Annotated in this window: 23 protein-coding genes; all 23 read left to right on the top strand. The window is 39.1% G+C overall.

Annotation, left to right across the window (positions count from 1 at the left end; genetic code table 11):
- Window position 1: 1 nt before the first annotated feature.
- Window positions 2–259: a 30S ribosomal protein S17 gene (gene rpsQ / locus F5613_RS13765; RefSeq protein ID WP_079682549.1), complete on the top strand. Its 258-nt coding sequence runs from the start codon at window positions 2–4 to the stop codon at window positions 257–259.
- Between the two features lies 1 nt (window position 260).
- Window positions 261–626 (top strand): 50S ribosomal protein L14, encoded by a 366-nt coding sequence (rplN, locus tag F5613_RS13770; protein ID WP_068182289.1) that lies wholly within the window; start codon window positions 261–263, stop codon window positions 624–626.
- A 19-nt stretch (window positions 627–645) separates the two neighbouring features.
- Entirely contained in the window at window positions 646–966 is a 321-nt protein-coding gene (gene rplX, locus F5613_RS13775; RefSeq protein WP_079682548.1) for a 50S ribosomal protein L24, read from the top strand.
- Window positions 966–1,523: a 50S ribosomal protein L5 gene (gene rplE, locus F5613_RS13780; protein ID WP_079682547.1), complete on the top strand. Its 558-nt coding sequence runs from the start codon at window positions 966–968 to the stop codon at window positions 1,521–1,523. Before rplX ends, rplE begins: the two co-directional genes overlap by 1 nt.
- A gap of 6 nt (window positions 1,524–1,529) precedes the next feature.
- Complete coding sequence (gene rpsN, locus F5613_RS13785; protein ID WP_068182300.1) at window positions 1,530–1,799, top strand: 30S ribosomal protein S14; 270 nt, start codon at window positions 1,530–1,532, stop codon at window positions 1,797–1,799.
- A 57-nt stretch (window positions 1,800–1,856) separates the two neighbouring features.
- Complete coding sequence (gene rpsH / locus F5613_RS13790; RefSeq protein WP_079682546.1) at window positions 1,857–2,252, top strand: 30S ribosomal protein S8; 396 nt, start codon at window positions 1,857–1,859, stop codon at window positions 2,250–2,252.
- A 17-nt stretch (window positions 2,253–2,269) separates the two neighbouring features.
- Complete coding sequence (gene rplF, locus F5613_RS13795; protein WP_079682545.1) at window positions 2,270–2,821, top strand: 50S ribosomal protein L6; 552 nt, start codon at window positions 2,270–2,272, stop codon at window positions 2,819–2,821.
- Between the two features lie 21 nt (window positions 2,822–2,842).
- On the top strand, window positions 2,843–3,187 hold the full coding sequence (gene rplR, locus F5613_RS13800; RefSeq protein ID WP_179400179.1) for a 50S ribosomal protein L18: 345 nt from the start codon (window positions 2,843–2,845) through the stop codon (window positions 3,185–3,187).
- A gap of 5 nt (window positions 3,188–3,192) precedes the next feature.
- Window positions 3,193–3,711, top strand: coding sequence for a 30S ribosomal protein S5 (gene rpsE / locus F5613_RS13805; RefSeq protein ID WP_068182319.1), 519 nt, complete (start codon window positions 3,193–3,195; stop codon window positions 3,709–3,711).
- A 17-nt stretch (window positions 3,712–3,728) separates the two neighbouring features.
- On the top strand, window positions 3,729–3,905 hold the full coding sequence (gene rpmD, locus F5613_RS13810; RefSeq protein ID WP_068182320.1) for a 50S ribosomal protein L30: 177 nt from the start codon (window positions 3,729–3,731) through the stop codon (window positions 3,903–3,905).
- Window positions 3,906–3,936: 31 nt separating this feature from the next.
- Window positions 3,937–4,383 carry a 50S ribosomal protein L15 gene (rplO, locus tag F5613_RS13815; RefSeq protein WP_068182322.1) on the top strand — a complete coding sequence of 149 codons (447 nt, stop codon included), beginning with the start codon at window positions 3,937–3,939 and terminating at the stop codon, window positions 4,381–4,383.
- 3 nt (window positions 4,384–4,386) lie between these two features.
- Window positions 4,387–5,727: a preprotein translocase subunit SecY gene (gene secY / locus F5613_RS13820; protein ID WP_179400180.1), complete on the top strand. Its 1,341-nt coding sequence runs from the start codon at window positions 4,387–4,389 to the stop codon at window positions 5,725–5,727.
- A gap of 3 nt (window positions 5,728–5,730) precedes the next feature.
- Window positions 5,731–6,516, top strand: coding sequence for a type I methionyl aminopeptidase (gene map, locus F5613_RS13825; protein WP_179400181.1), 786 nt, complete (start codon window positions 5,731–5,733; stop codon window positions 6,514–6,516).
- Window positions 6,517–6,531: 15 nt separating this feature from the next.
- Window positions 6,532–6,750 (top strand): translation initiation factor IF-1, encoded by a 219-nt coding sequence (infA, locus tag F5613_RS13830; RefSeq protein WP_068182331.1) that lies wholly within the window; start codon window positions 6,532–6,534, stop codon window positions 6,748–6,750.
- A gap of 12 nt (window positions 6,751–6,762) precedes the next feature.
- A complete protein-coding gene (ykgO, locus tag F5613_RS13835) occupies window positions 6,763–6,879 on the top strand; it encodes a type B 50S ribosomal protein L36 (protein WP_005468190.1) in 117 nt (38 codons plus the stop codon).
- A 35-nt stretch (window positions 6,880–6,914) separates the two neighbouring features.
- On the top strand, window positions 6,915–7,295 hold the full coding sequence (gene rpsM / locus F5613_RS13840) for a 30S ribosomal protein S13 (RefSeq protein WP_068182334.1): 381 nt from the start codon (window positions 6,915–6,917) through the stop codon (window positions 7,293–7,295).
- A gap of 11 nt (window positions 7,296–7,306) precedes the next feature.
- A complete protein-coding gene (gene rpsK / locus F5613_RS13845) occupies window positions 7,307–7,696 on the top strand; it encodes a 30S ribosomal protein S11 (protein WP_068182339.1) in 390 nt (129 codons plus the stop codon).
- 117 nt (window positions 7,697–7,813) lie between these two features.
- Window positions 7,814–8,419: a 30S ribosomal protein S4 gene (gene rpsD / locus F5613_RS13850; RefSeq protein ID WP_068182341.1), complete on the top strand. Its 606-nt coding sequence runs from the start codon at window positions 7,814–7,816 to the stop codon at window positions 8,417–8,419.
- A gap of 11 nt (window positions 8,420–8,430) precedes the next feature.
- A complete protein-coding gene (locus F5613_RS13855; protein ID WP_079682537.1) occupies window positions 8,431–9,423 on the top strand; it encodes a DNA-directed RNA polymerase subunit alpha in 993 nt (330 codons plus the stop codon).
- 4 nt (window positions 9,424–9,427) lie between these two features.
- Window positions 9,428–9,901: a 50S ribosomal protein L17 gene (gene rplQ, locus F5613_RS13860; RefSeq protein ID WP_179400182.1), complete on the top strand. Its 474-nt coding sequence runs from the start codon at window positions 9,428–9,430 to the stop codon at window positions 9,899–9,901.
- Between the two features lie 355 nt (window positions 9,902–10,256).
- Window positions 10,257–11,549 (top strand): phosphopyruvate hydratase, encoded by a 1,293-nt coding sequence (eno, locus tag F5613_RS13865; protein ID WP_079682535.1) that lies wholly within the window; start codon window positions 10,257–10,259, stop codon window positions 11,547–11,549.
- A 251-nt stretch (window positions 11,550–11,800) separates the two neighbouring features.
- The gene (locus F5613_RS13870; RefSeq protein WP_141133847.1) at window positions 11,801–11,956 is read left to right on the top strand and encodes a carboxypeptidase-like regulatory domain-containing protein; all 156 of its coding nucleotides are present in this window, start codon (window positions 11,801–11,803) and stop codon (window positions 11,954–11,956) included.
- A complete protein-coding gene (locus tag F5613_RS13875; protein ID WP_317171255.1) occupies window positions 11,953–12,729 on the top strand; it encodes an outer membrane beta-barrel protein in 777 nt (258 codons plus the stop codon). Before F5613_RS13870 ends, F5613_RS13875 begins: the two co-directional genes overlap by 4 nt.
- Window positions 12,730–12,800: the final 71 nt, after the last annotated feature.

The raw sequence follows: 12,800 nt of genomic DNA on the forward strand, positions 1-12,800 counted from the left end.
GATGGAAACAAGAAATTTAAGAAAAGAAAGAACAGGCGTAGTAGTTAGCAACAAGATGGAAAAAAGCATCACTGTTGCTGTTAAATGGAAGGAAAAACACCCCATTTACGGAAAGTTCGTTAACAAGACGAAGAAGTACCACGCTCATGACGAAAATAACGAATGTTCAATCGGCGATACTGTAAAGGTTATGGAAACTCGTCCATTGAGCAAGACAAAAAGATGGAGATTAGTACAAATAATCGAAAGAGCGAAGTAAGATGATACAACAAGAATCAAGACTAGTAGTTTGTGATAACAGTGGCGCAAAAGAAGCTCTTTGTATCCGTGTTTTGGGTGGTACAAGAAAGCGTTATGCCTCTGTTGGTGACGTGATTGTAGTGGCAATCAAAAGCGTTATACCTTCAAGTGATGTAAAGAAAGGTGCAGTTTCAAAAGCTATCATCGTTCGTACAAAGAAGGAAATTCGTCGCCAGGATGGTTCATACATCCGCTTTGATGACAACGCATGTGTTTTGTTAAATGCCGGTGGTGATATTCGCGGAAGTCGTATTTTTGGTCCGGTAGCTAGAGAGCTTCGTGCAGCTAATATGAAAATTGTTTCACTTGCTCCGGAAGTACTTTAATTCAGTAAAACTGTAAGTAATGAGTAAATTACATATTAAAAAAGGCGATATAGTATTTGTTAATACTGGCGAAGACAAAGGTAAGACTGGTCGCGTGCTACAAGTTCTTGTAGCAGATCAGCGCGCCGTTGTAGAAGGTGTTAATATGGTGTCAAAGCATACCAAGCCTAATGCAAAGAATCCGCAAGGAGGAATTGAAAAGAAAGAAGCACCCATTCATATTTCGAATTTGAATGTAGTAGATCCAAAGTCTGGTAAAGCTACACGTATCGGTCGTAAGTTGAATGCTGAAGGCTCTTTAGTTCGTTATTCAAAAAAATCAGGGGAGGAAATTAAATAATGAGCAATACTGCCAATCTTAAAAAAGAATATCAGGATCGTGTTGTTCCTGCTTTGATGAAGGAATTTGAATACAAATCTGTAATGCAGGTTCCTGTTTTGAAGAAGATTGTTATCAACCAGGGCTTAGGTATGGCTTCTGCTGATAAGAAGATTATTGATATCGCTATCAGCGAACTGACTACTATTACAGGTCAGAAAGCGGTTGCTACTGTATCAAAGAAAGATATTTCTAACTTTAAACTTCGTAAGAAAATGCCTATCGGTGTAATGGTAACATTACGTCGTGAGCAGATGTATGAGTTCCTTGAAAGACTTGTACGTATTGCTTTGCCACGTATCCGTGACTTCAAGGGTATCGAAAGCAAGTTTGATGGAAGAGGTAATTATACATTGGGTATTCAGGAGCAAATTATTTTCCCTGAAATAAATATCGATAGTATTACCAAAATATTGGGAATGAATATTACCTTTGTAACTTCTGCGAAAACAGATGAAGAAGGGTATGCTCTGTTGAGAGAATTTGGGTTGCCTTTTAAAAATATTAAAAAAGATTAAGTAGTTATGGCTAAAGAATCAATGAAGGCCCGCGAGGTTAAAAGAGCGAAGCTTGTTGCGAAATATGCCGCTAAAAGAGCTGAACTTAAGGCTGCTGGCGACTATGAAGGTTTGCAAGCTTTACCCAAAAATGCTTCACCTGTACGTTTGCACAACCGTTGCAAACTAACAGGACGTCCGAAAGGCTATGTACGCCAGTTCGGCATTTCGCGTATTCAATTCCGCGAAATGGCATCAAATGGTTTAATCCCTGGTGTAAAGAAAGCAAGTTGGTAAGAATTTTTTTAGTTTAAATATTGTCCGGGAGTCCGGATCAATTTAATTATTTATTATATGACAGATCCTATTGCAGATTATTTGACAAGATTGCGTAATGCAATCAAAGCCAAGCACAGAGTCGTAGAAGTGCCGGCGTCAAATTTAAAAAAAGAGATCACTAAGATTCTTTTTGACAAGGGCTACATTCTTAATTTTAAGTTTGTAGAAGAAGGTCCTCAAGGCACAATTAAAATTGCCTTGAAGTATGACCCCGTAAACAAAGTAAATGCTATTAAGAAACTCGAAAGAGTTTCTTCTCCGGGTTTACGTAGGTACACTGGTTACAAGGAAATGCCAAGAGTATTGAATGGTTTAGGTATTGCTGTTCTTTCTACTTCTAAAGGTGTTATGACAGACAAAGAAGCCCGCGATCTTAAGATTGGTGGTGAAGTTTTATGTTATGTTTATTAATTTAGGAGGAAAGTAGAATGTCAAGAATAGGAAAATTACCAATCCACGTACCAGCCGGTGTTACTGTTACTATCAAGGATTCTGTAGTGACTGTTAAAGGTCCTAAAGGTGAGCTTGTTCAAGCTGTTAACCCTGCTATCGAAGTATCTTTCGAAGCTGGTGTCCTAACGTTAACAAGACCGACCGAAAGTAAAGAACATCGTGCTATGCACGGTCTGTATCGTTCATTAATCAACAACATGGTTCTGGGTGTATCCGAAGGTTACAAAAAAGAACTTGAACTTGTAGGTGTTGGTTATCGTGTATCTAACGCAGGCCAGTTGTTAGACCTTTCATTAGGTTTCACTCACAATATTTACTTACAGTTACCTGCAGAAATTAAGGTTGAAACCAAATCAGAGAGAAATAAGAATCCTCTTATTATCCTTGAATCGGCTGACAAACAATTACTAGGTCAAGTATGTGCAAAGATTCGCTCATTCCGTATGCCAGAGCCATATAAGGGTAAAGGTATCAAGTTTGTAGGTGAAGAAATCCGCAGAAAGTCTGGAAAGTCAGCAGGTAAGTAATTTACGTAAACTGAAATTATTATGACAACGAAGGTAGATAGAAGATTAAAGATAAAACGAAGCGTACGCAGCAAGATCTCTGGAACTGCAGAGCGTCCACGCTTGACTGTGTTTAGAAGCAACAAGCAGATCTATGCACAGGTAATTGACGATACAACAGGCCGTACACTGGCTGCTGCTTCATCTTTGAAGATCGAAGACAAAGCTCCTAAGAAGGAGATTGCAGCTAAGGTAGGCGAGCAAATTGCCAAGAGCGCTCAGGAAGCTGGTGTTCAGGCAGTTGTTTTTGACCGTAATGGTTACCTGTATCATGGGAGAATTAAAGAATTAGCAGATGCTGCTCGTAACGGCGGCCTTAAATTTTAATTAAGATGGCAGGAGTTAATAATAGAGTAAAATCGACCAACGACTTAGAGTTGAAGGATAGATTAGTTGCAATTAACCGTGTTACAAAAGTAACCAAAGGTGGACGTACTTTTAGTTTTGCTGCTATTGTAGTAGTTGGAAACGAAGATGGTATCGTTGGCTGGGGCTTAGGTAAGGCTGGTGAAGTAACGACAGCGATTGCTAAAGGTGTAGAAGCTGCTAAGAAAAATTTAATCAAGGTTCCAGTTCACAAGGGTACTATTCCTCACGAACAACTTGCTAAATTTGGTGGTGCAGAAGTTCTTATCAAACCGGCATCTCATGGTACCGGAGTTAAGGCTGGTGGTGCTATGCGTGCAGTACTTGAGAGTGTTGGTATTACCGACGTTTTGGCTAAATCAAAAGGATCTTCAAACCCTCACAACCTTGTGAAAGCAACTATTGCTGCACTTGGCGAGTTGAGAAGTCCGTTTACTGTAGCTCAGAACAGAGGTATCTCAGTTGAAAAAGTGTTCAGAGGTTAAATAAGGGAGGTATAATTATGGCGACTATAAAGATTAAACAAGTAAAAAGCAGAATTAAATGCCCTAAAGTACAGAAACTGACACTTGATGCACTAGGCCTTAGAAAATTGAACCGCGTTGTAGAACACGAAGCTACTCCGGCAATTCTTGGTATGGTAGAGAAAGTGAAACATTTGGTTTCTGTAGAAAAGTAATAATTGGTTTAAAAAAAATAAATTATACAAAATGAATTTATCAAATTTAAAACCTGCTGAAGGATCTACCAAGGTAAGAAAAAGAATCGGGCGTGGTCCGGGTTCAGGATTAGGTGGTACTTCAACACGCGGACACAAAGGAGCTAAATCTCGTTCTGGTTATTCCAGAAAGGTTGGTTTCGAAGGAGGTCAAATGCCTATTCAGAGACGTTTACCTAAATTTGGCTTCAAGAATATTAACCGTGTAGAATATAAGGCGATCAACCTGGATACTTTGCAACAATTGGCAGAAGCTCAACAGCTTGTTAAAATTGGTGTGGAAGAACTAATTGCCGCTGGTTTTATTTCTAAATCACAGTTGGTTAAAATTCTTGGAAAAGGTGAATTAACTGCAAAGATTGATGTTGAAGCACACGCTTTCTCAAAAACTGCAGAAACAGCCATCCAAGCCTTAGGTGGAAATGTTGTTAAAATCTAAGCTATGAGAGCAATAGATACAATAAAAAATATCTGGAAGATAGAGGATCTGAGAAATCGGATCCTCACCACTCTTTTATTAGTAATGGTATATCGTTTTGGTACGTATGTTGTTATTCCAGGTGTTGATCCCAAAGCATTAACCGCTTTGCAGGAGCAGACAAGGGGCGGATTATTAGCACTTCTTGATATGTTTTCAGGAGGTGCCTTTGCCAATGCATCTATTTTTGCATTAGGTATCATGCCATATATCTCCGCTTCCATTGTTATGCAGTTGTTAGCCATCGCAGTTCCCTCTTTCCAGAAACTTCAACGTGAAGGCGAGAGTGGCCGTCGGAAAATTAATCAGTGGACCCGTTACCTAACAGTAGCTATCCTTTTGTTCCAAGGTCCTACGTATCTTGTGAACCTAAGTGTACAGCTTAAAGCTGTAGGCGCCGCTTTACCAGCTGGTTTCTTTTTTACTATTTATAGTACTATTATTCTTGCTGCAGGAAGTATGTTTGTCTTGTGGCTGGGAGAGAAAATCACAGATAAAGGTGTAGGTAATGGTATTTCATTCATTATCCTCGTTGGTATTATAGCTCGTCTTCCTCACTCATTGTTCCAGGAATTTATCTCCAGAACAACTGAAAAGACAGGAGGACTTGTAATGTTCTTATTTGAAATGTTGTTCCTTTTGCTTGTTATTGCAGGTGCTATTTTATTGGTACAAGGTACTCGTAAAGTTCCCGTACAGTATGCAAAAAGAATTATCGGTAATAAACAATATGGTGGTGCAAGACAGTATATCCCTTTAAAGGTTAATGCTGCAAACGTTATGCCAATCATCTTCGCACAGGCAATTATGTTTATTCCAATTTCAATTGTTGGTTTTGCAAGCAATCAGGAATCAAGTGGTTTCTTGGCTGCTTTTATGGATAATACAGGATTTTGGTACAACTTTGTATTTGCAGTGTTGATCATTCTCTTTACGTATTTCTATACGGCAATCACCATCAATCCAACGCAAATGGCTGATGATTTGAAGAGAAATAATGGGTTTATTCCAGGCGTTAAACCGGGTAAACATACTAAAGACTATCTTGATACCATTATGGACCGTATTACTTTACCTGGCGCATTTTTCCTTGCATTGGTAGCTATCATGCCTGCTTTTGCGAGATTGGCAGGTGTAAGTATGGAATTCTCCCAATTCTTTGGAGGAACATCTTTGTTGATTTTGGTTGGTGTTGTGTTAGATACACTACAGCAAGTTGAAAGTCATTTGTTGATGCGTCATTACGACGGATTATTAAAATCAGGAAGAATTAAAGGACGTTCAGGCTCAGTAGCCGCTTATTAGTAAATGATCTATTTAAAGACAGACGAAGAAATTGAGTTGATGCGTGTGGCCAATCAACTGGTAGGTAAGACACTTGGTGAATTAGCCAAGCATGTTGCCCCCGGGGTCACAACGCTGCAACTTGATAAGATAGCCGAGGAATTCATTAGGGATAATGGTGCAACTCCGGCATTTCTTGGATACGGAGGATTTCCAAATTCGATCTGCGCTTCGGTTAACGAACATGTTGTACATGGTATCCCTTCATCAAAAGTTATTTTGAGAGATGGAGATATTATTTCGATTGACTGCGGTACGCATATCAACGGATTTACAGGAGATTCGGCTTACACATTTTGTGTAGGAGAAGTATCCCCCGAGGTAAGACACTTGTTGAAAACAACGAAAGAATCCCTTTATAAAGGAATTGAAACGGCTGTTGATGGCAAACGTGTAGGTGATATTGCAAATGCTATTCAGACGTATTGTGAAACCCGTAATTATTCTGTTGTACGTGAATTGGTAGGACATGGATGCGGGAGGAACATGCACGAAGAACCGGAAGTTCCAAATTATGGACGTCGTGGTTGCGGACCACTTTTAAGAAGTGGAATGTGTATCTGCATAGAACCTATGATTAATCTTGGGAGTAAAAATGTTGTTTTTGAAAATGATGGATGGACCGTACGGACGAAAGACCGTAAACCATCGGCTCATTTCGAACATTGCATCGCAATTCGTCCTGACGGACCTGATATTTTGTCTTCGTTTAAATTTATTGAAGAAGTACTAGGAGATAACGCAATTTAATCTAATTGAATTTATATGGCTAAACAGTCAGCAATCGAACAGGATGGAGTTATTATTGAAGCATTGTCTAATGCAATGTTTCGAGTAGAATTGGAGAACGGACATGAAATTACTGCTCATATCTCAGGAAAGATGCGTATGCATTACATTAAAATTCTTCCCGGTGATAAAGTAAGAGTTGAAATGTCTCCGTATGATTTATCGAAAGGTAGAATTGCTTTTAGGTACAAATAAAAAAAACAAGATATGAAAGTAAGAGCATCTTTAAAGAAGCGCACCGCAGAATGCAAAATTGTAAGAAGAAAAGGTCGCTTGTATGTAATTAACAAGAAAAACCCGAAGTTTAAACAACGTCAGGGATAATTTATTAATTTTGCACAATAATTTTAGTAAGTAATATGGCTATAAGAATAGTTGGTGTAGACTTGCCACAAAATAAAAGAGGCGAAATTGCTTTGACTTATATTTACGGAATAGGTCGTAGTCGTTCAAACTATATTTTAGATAAAGCAGGCATTAATCGTGATATCAAGGTAAAAGATTGGACAGACGAACAGGCTGCCCAGATCCGTGAAATAATTGGAGCTGAATGTAAGGTAGAAGGGGATCTACGTTCTGAAGTTCAGTTAAATATCAAACGACTGATGGATATCGGTTGTTATAGAGGTGTACGTCACCGTATTGGTTTGCCATTACGTGGCCAGAGCACAAAAAACAATGCTCGTACACGTAAGGGTAAAAAGAAAACTGTTGCAAACAAGAAAAAAGCTACTAAATAATAAGAGTTAATATGGCAAAAAAAACAGTCGCAGCAAAGAAGAGAAACGTAAAAGTGGATGCTTTTGGACAAGCACATATTCATTCTTCTTTCAACAACATCATTGTATCGCTTGCAAACAGCGATGGCCAAGTAATTAGCTGGTCTTCTGCCGGTAAAATGGGTTTCAGAAGTTCAAAGAAAAACACTCCTTATGCTGCTCAGATGGCTGCACAGGATTGTGCTAAGGTAGCTTTCGATCTTGGATTAAGAAAGGTAAAAGTATTTGTTAAGGGACCGGGTAACGGACGTGAGTCTGCTATCAGAACTATACACGGTGCAGGTATTGAAGTGACAGAAATTGTTGATGTTACTCCATTGCCACACAACGGATGTCGTCCTCCTAAAAAGAGAAGAGTTTAATTAACAATAGTTTCCTGCACATGGATCCGGAATTGTGATAAGATTGCACATTATCCCTCTCTGCAGTCGCGGCTGCACGATTCCAGATTCATACAGAACATTTAAAACAATAGAAAAATGGCAAGATATACTGGTCCAAAATCAAGAATTGCCCGTAAATTCGGTGAGGCTATTTTCGGAGCTGACAAGGTTCTTTCAAAAAAGAACTATCCTCCGGGACAACATGGTAACTCCAGACGTAAAAAGACTTCTGAATACGGAATTCAGCTTCGTGAGAAGCAAAAAGCAAAATATACCTACGGTGTATTAGAGAAACAATTTAGAATCATGTTCGAAAAGGCTTCACGTAGTAAAGGTATTACCGGTGAAGTTCTGTTACAGTTGTTGGAAGTACGTTTAGATAACCTGGTATTCCGTCTTGGTTTGGCGCCTACGAGAGATGCTGCTCGTCAGTTGGTTTCTCACCGTCACATCGTTGTGGATGGCAAGGTTGTTAACATTCCTTCTTATTCTGTAAAACCTGGTCAGGTAATTGGTGTAAGAGAAAAAGCTAAATCTTTGGAGGTAATTACCGATGCATTGGCTGGTTTCAATCACAGCAAATATCCTTGGATAGAATGGGATCAGACTACTTTAAGCGGAAAATTACTGCATACGCCTGAAAGAGCTGATATACCAGAAAACATTACTGAGCAGTTGATCGTAGAATTGTATTCTAAATAATAATTGATTCCATGGCGATATTAGCATTTCAAAAACCCGATAAAGTATTAATGTTGGAAGCGGACAACTTCTTCGGAAAGTTTGAATTTCGTCCGTTGGAACCCGGCTATGGTATTACTGTAGGTAATGCCTTGCGCCGTATTCTTTTGTCGTCACTTGAAGGTTTTGCTATTACATCAATAAAAATAGAAGGAGTAGAACATGAATTTGGTACTGTTCCCGGTGTTTTGGAAGATGTAACAAACATCATTTTGAATCTTAAACAAGTAAGATTCAAACATATTGTAGACGACGTAGAGAATGAAAAAGTAAGTATTACTGTTTCGGGTTCTGAAGAGTTCAAAGCCGGAGATATAGGTAAGCAACTTAATGGATTCGAGGTGTTGAACCCCGAATTGGTTATTTGCCATCTAGATTCGAGCGCAAGTTTACAAATTGAATTAACCATCAATAAAGGTCGCGGTTATGTACCGGCAGACGAAAACAGAGATCCGAATGCAGACATCAACGTTATTGCTATCGACTCTATTTTTACACCTATACGTAATGTAAAATATTCAATTGAAAACTTTCGTGTTGAGCAAAAGACGGACTACGAAAAACTGGTTCTTGAAATAGCCACTGATGGTTCTATTCATCCGAAGGAAGCGTTGAAAGAAGCTGCTAAGATTCTGATTCATCATTTTATGTTGTTCTCAGATGAAAAGATTGCTACCGAAACAGTTGATACAGATGGTAATGAAGAGTTCGACGAAGAAGTTCTTCATATGCGTCAGCTACTAAAGAGCAAATTAGCAGACATGGATCTTTCCGTTCGCGCATTGAATTGCTTGAAAGCTGCAGATGTTGAAACGTTAGGTGAGTTGGTTAAATTCAACAAAAATGATTTGTTGAAGTTCCGTAACTTCGGAAAGAAATCACTTACAGAACTAGATGAACTGCTTGAAGGCTTGAACCTTTCATTCGGTATGGATATCACGAAATATAAATTAGATAAAGAGTAAAGCGATGAGACATAATAAAAAAATCAATCACTTAGGTCGTACAAATACTCACCGTGAGGCGATGCTTTCTAATATGGCTTCTTCTTTGATTAAGCATAAGAGAATCTTTACCACGACAGCAAAAGCCAAGGCACTTCGTAAGTATGTTGAACCACTTATTACAAAGTGTAAAGACGACAGCACACACTCACGTCGTGTTGTTTTCAGCACACTACAGGACAAATATGCTGTAACCGAGTTGTTCCAGGAAGTATCTAAAAAAATTGGTGACCGTCCAGGTGGTTATACAAGAATCATTAAGACTGGTAATCGTTTGGGTGACAATGCAGCTATGTGCTTCATTGAACTTGTAGACTACAACGAAAACATGTTGAAAGAAAATGTAGCTAAAAAAGCTGCTAAAACACGTCGTTCAAGAAAGAAAGCTACTACAGCTGAAGCAACTGTTGCTGAAGCTAACGAAGCATCTGCTGAATAAGTATTCAAGTATACATAATATGAAAAGGGGTAATCCATCGGATTATCCCTTTTTTGTTCCTTATATCTTTGCTTATTCAAAGATATATGTTTGGCTTCCGAAAGATATATCTTTGAATCTTGAAAGCTATATCTTTGGACTTAAAATGATATAACATTTAATACAAAATGTATATACTTTTTAAACCAAATGTAGTGACTCACACAAATAAAACCATCTATTATACACTTTGCTATAATATCTCCTGTCTTACATGTCCAATATACCATCTTTCTTTGAATTCTGCCAACATTCCACCCCCTGCCTTTGTTATATTACAGTAGAATAAGTATAACTAATTTCAAAATAGTAAAGTATGAATATTGCAAAAATTATCGGACGTGAAGTATTGGACTCCCGTGGTAATCCTACTGTAGAAGTTGATGTTTGGTTGGAATCCGGCGCTTTTGGTCGCGCTGCTGTCCCTTCGGGTGCTTCTACCGGCGAAAACGAAGCCATCGAACTACGTGATGGAGACAAAAAACGTTACGGTGGTAAAGGAGTTCTCAAGGCTGTAGAAAATGTAAACAAAGTAATTGCTCCTGCTCTTTTGGGTTATAATGCTCTTCTTCAGGTAGCCATCGACAGAAAACTTATTGAATTGGATGGAACCAAAACGAAATCTAATTTAGGTGCCAATGCAATGCTTGGTGTTTCATTGGCTGTTGCAAAGGCTGCTGCCAATTACCTTGATTTGCCATTGTATCGTTATATCGGAGGTACCAATGCCTATGTATTGCCGGTTCCGATGATGAACATTATCAATGGTGGTTCGCACTCCGATTCTCCTATTGCATTTCAGGAATTTATGATTCGCCCTGTAGGAGCTTCAAGTTTCCGCGAAGGGTTACGTATGGGTGCCGAAGTATTCCATGCTCTTAAGAAAGTTCTTCACGATAGAGGTTTAAGTACAGCTGTTGGTGATGAAGGTGGTTTTGCGCCTGTTCTGGAAGGTACGGAAGATGCTCTCAACTCTATTCTTTCTGCTATCAAGGCTGCCGGTTACGAACCAGGAAAGGATGTAACGATTGCTTTGGACTGCGCTTCTTCCGAATTTTATAAAGACGGTATTTACGACTATTCAAAGTTTGAAGGTGCTAAAGGTGCCAAAAGAACAGCAGACGAGCAAGTTGCTTACCTGTCTGAATTGGTTTCTAAATATCCTATCGACTCTATCGAGGACGGTATGGATGAAGGCGACTGGGACGGATGGAAGAAGCTTACAACAGCTCTTGGCAGCAAATGTCAGCTGGTAGGAGACGACTTGTTTGTAACTAACGTAGACTTCCTTAAGAAGGGAATTGAAACAGGTTGTGGTAATTCCATCCTTATCAAAGTAAACCAGATCGGTACACTTACAGAGACTCTGGATGCGATCGAAATGGCTCACCGTAATGGTTACACTTCAGTTACTTCTCACCGTTCCGGCGAGACTGAAGATGCTACAATTGCAGATATTGCCGTTGCAACCAATTCAGGTCAGATCAAAACAGGTTCATTAAGTCGTTCGGATCGTATGGCTAAGTACAACCAGCTTCTTCGTATTGAGGAAGAATTAGGTAGCCGTGCGGTTTATGGTTATGCCAAATTGAAAAAGTCTTGCTGCTAAATTGTAAAAATTTATTTTAAATATCTGAAGAGGGGTTTCTTGGAAAAGAGATCCCTCTTTTTTTGTATCTTTTTCTCAATAAACATCTTACATCATATTGTTAGTCTCTTGAAAATTCCATTTTTGGAATATCCTTGCATAAACTCAATACAATGTAATACAAGGTAGTGTATTTTAACATTTATTTTTGTAACGCTTTCAAAAGTGCATGCGTCTTATCTCTAGAAACAAGAACAATAAATCGAAGAGATATGAACAAGCTATTATTTACACTCCTGTTTTGCTTTAGTTGTGCAACACTTATTTTTGCACAGAGCCTTAAGATCAGCGGCCGTATTACAGATTCTCAAAGTAAGGAACCGCTCGAATTTGCAAATATCGTACTTACCACTGCCGACACCACATAAGACTTCAAGGGAGTGTTAACAACAATCAACCCTCTTTGTCGGAATTAAGCGCCGTTGACCAGCGGATCGACTCCTTACAGATAGTAAGAGGAAACCCATTGCTCCAGCCCTATACATCGTATCAGGTAAATCTGTCGGGAGAAGCCCGCAAAGGTATTTTTACCGCCAATTTATGGTCCTCATACGAATACAGACCCAAAGCCATCATGGATGAGAAGTTTGTTGAAGGGAACCGGATTATCAATACATTCGACAACCAGAAAAGCTGGCAACGTCTTTCCGTGGAAACAACCTTAAAAGTAAAGCCTTTGAAAGACCTTTTGCAAGTATCGGCAACCGGTGGGGTAAACCATTATCTGAGTGATGGAAACACTTACAACCATGAGTATACGAACTGGTTCTACAGAGGAGATTTATCCTTTGTTTACAAAAAGGTGATGCTGGCGTTTCAGATTCAAAGTAACTGGAACTGGTTCTGGGGTGAAAATGTATATGGTGGCGAAAACTATCATCTGTTGCAGGCAAAATATAACATGAAGAACTGTTCAATCGGACTGGGTGTATTCAATCCGTTCTCCGACAACTACAAAGTGGTTAACGAAAACTGGTCGCAGCATGCCACCATTAAGAAAGCCAATTACATCAATGAATCTTCCAGATTGGTTATGGTTCAATTTTCGTGGAACCTAAGTTTCGGAAGAAAATATGCCAGTGCTCAGAAGAAACTTCAGAACAGCGATAGCGACTCGGGTATAGTTACAAACAGCAAATAAGATTTTTTAAGTTGTAAATAATTTTTTGGAAGAGGCTGGCCAGTGATTGGTCGGCCCTTCCTGTTAGATAT

This window comes from Macellibacteroides fermentans (assembly GCF_013409575.1).
Classification (GTDB): domain Bacteria; phylum Bacteroidota; class Bacteroidia; order Bacteroidales; family Tannerellaceae; genus Macellibacteroides; species Macellibacteroides fermentans.

Coding starts and splice junctions, on each gene's coding strand:
- rplF (WP_079682545.1), top strand. CDS start 2,270: ATGTCAAGAATAGGAAAATTACCAATCCACGTACCAGCCGGTGTTACT.
- rplE (WP_079682547.1), top strand. CDS start 966: ATGAGCAATACTGCCAATCTTAAAAAAGAATATCAGGATCGTGTTGTT.
- F5613_RS13855 (WP_079682537.1), top strand. CDS start 8,431: ATGGCGATATTAGCATTTCAAAAACCCGATAAAGTATTAATGTTGGAA.
- rplX (WP_079682548.1), top strand. CDS start 646: ATGAGTAAATTACATATTAAAAAAGGCGATATAGTATTTGTTAATACT.
- rpmD (WP_068182320.1), top strand. CDS start 3,729: ATGGCGACTATAAAGATTAAACAAGTAAAAAGCAGAATTAAATGCCCT.
- secY (WP_179400180.1), top strand. CDS start 4,387: ATGAGAGCAATAGATACAATAAAAAATATCTGGAAGATAGAGGATCTG.
- rpsD (WP_068182341.1), top strand. CDS start 7,814: ATGGCAAGATATACTGGTCCAAAATCAAGAATTGCCCGTAAATTCGGT.
- rpsE (WP_068182319.1), top strand. CDS start 3,193: ATGGCAGGAGTTAATAATAGAGTAAAATCGACCAACGACTTAGAGTTG.
- map (WP_179400181.1), top strand. CDS start 5,731: ATGATCTATTTAAAGACAGACGAAGAAATTGAGTTGATGCGTGTGGCC.
- rpsQ (WP_079682549.1), top strand. CDS start 2: ATGGAAACAAGAAATTTAAGAAAAGAAAGAACAGGCGTAGTAGTTAGC.
- rplR (WP_179400179.1), top strand. CDS start 2,843: ATGACAACGAAGGTAGATAGAAGATTAAAGATAAAACGAAGCGTACGC.
- ykgO (WP_005468190.1), top strand. CDS start 6,763: ATGAAAGTAAGAGCATCTTTAAAGAAGCGCACCGCAGAATGCAAAATT.
- rpsM (WP_068182334.1), top strand. CDS start 6,915: ATGGCTATAAGAATAGTTGGTGTAGACTTGCCACAAAATAAAAGAGGC.
- rpsN (WP_068182300.1), top strand. CDS start 1,530: ATGGCTAAAGAATCAATGAAGGCCCGCGAGGTTAAAAGAGCGAAGCTT.
- eno (WP_079682535.1), top strand. CDS start 10,257: ATGAATATTGCAAAAATTATCGGACGTGAAGTATTGGACTCCCGTGGT.
- F5613_RS13870 (WP_141133847.1), top strand. CDS start 11,801: ATGAACAAGCTATTATTTACACTCCTGTTTTGCTTTAGTTGTGCAACA.
- infA (WP_068182331.1), top strand. CDS start 6,532: ATGGCTAAACAGTCAGCAATCGAACAGGATGGAGTTATTATTGAAGCA.
- rplN (WP_068182289.1), top strand. CDS start 261: ATGATACAACAAGAATCAAGACTAGTAGTTTGTGATAACAGTGGCGCA.
- rplO (WP_068182322.1), top strand. CDS start 3,937: ATGAATTTATCAAATTTAAAACCTGCTGAAGGATCTACCAAGGTAAGA.
- rpsK (WP_068182339.1), top strand. CDS start 7,307: ATGGCAAAAAAAACAGTCGCAGCAAAGAAGAGAAACGTAAAAGTGGAT.
- rplQ (WP_179400182.1), top strand. CDS start 9,428: ATGAGACATAATAAAAAAATCAATCACTTAGGTCGTACAAATACTCAC.
- rpsH (WP_079682546.1), top strand. CDS start 1,857: ATGACAGATCCTATTGCAGATTATTTGACAAGATTGCGTAATGCAATC.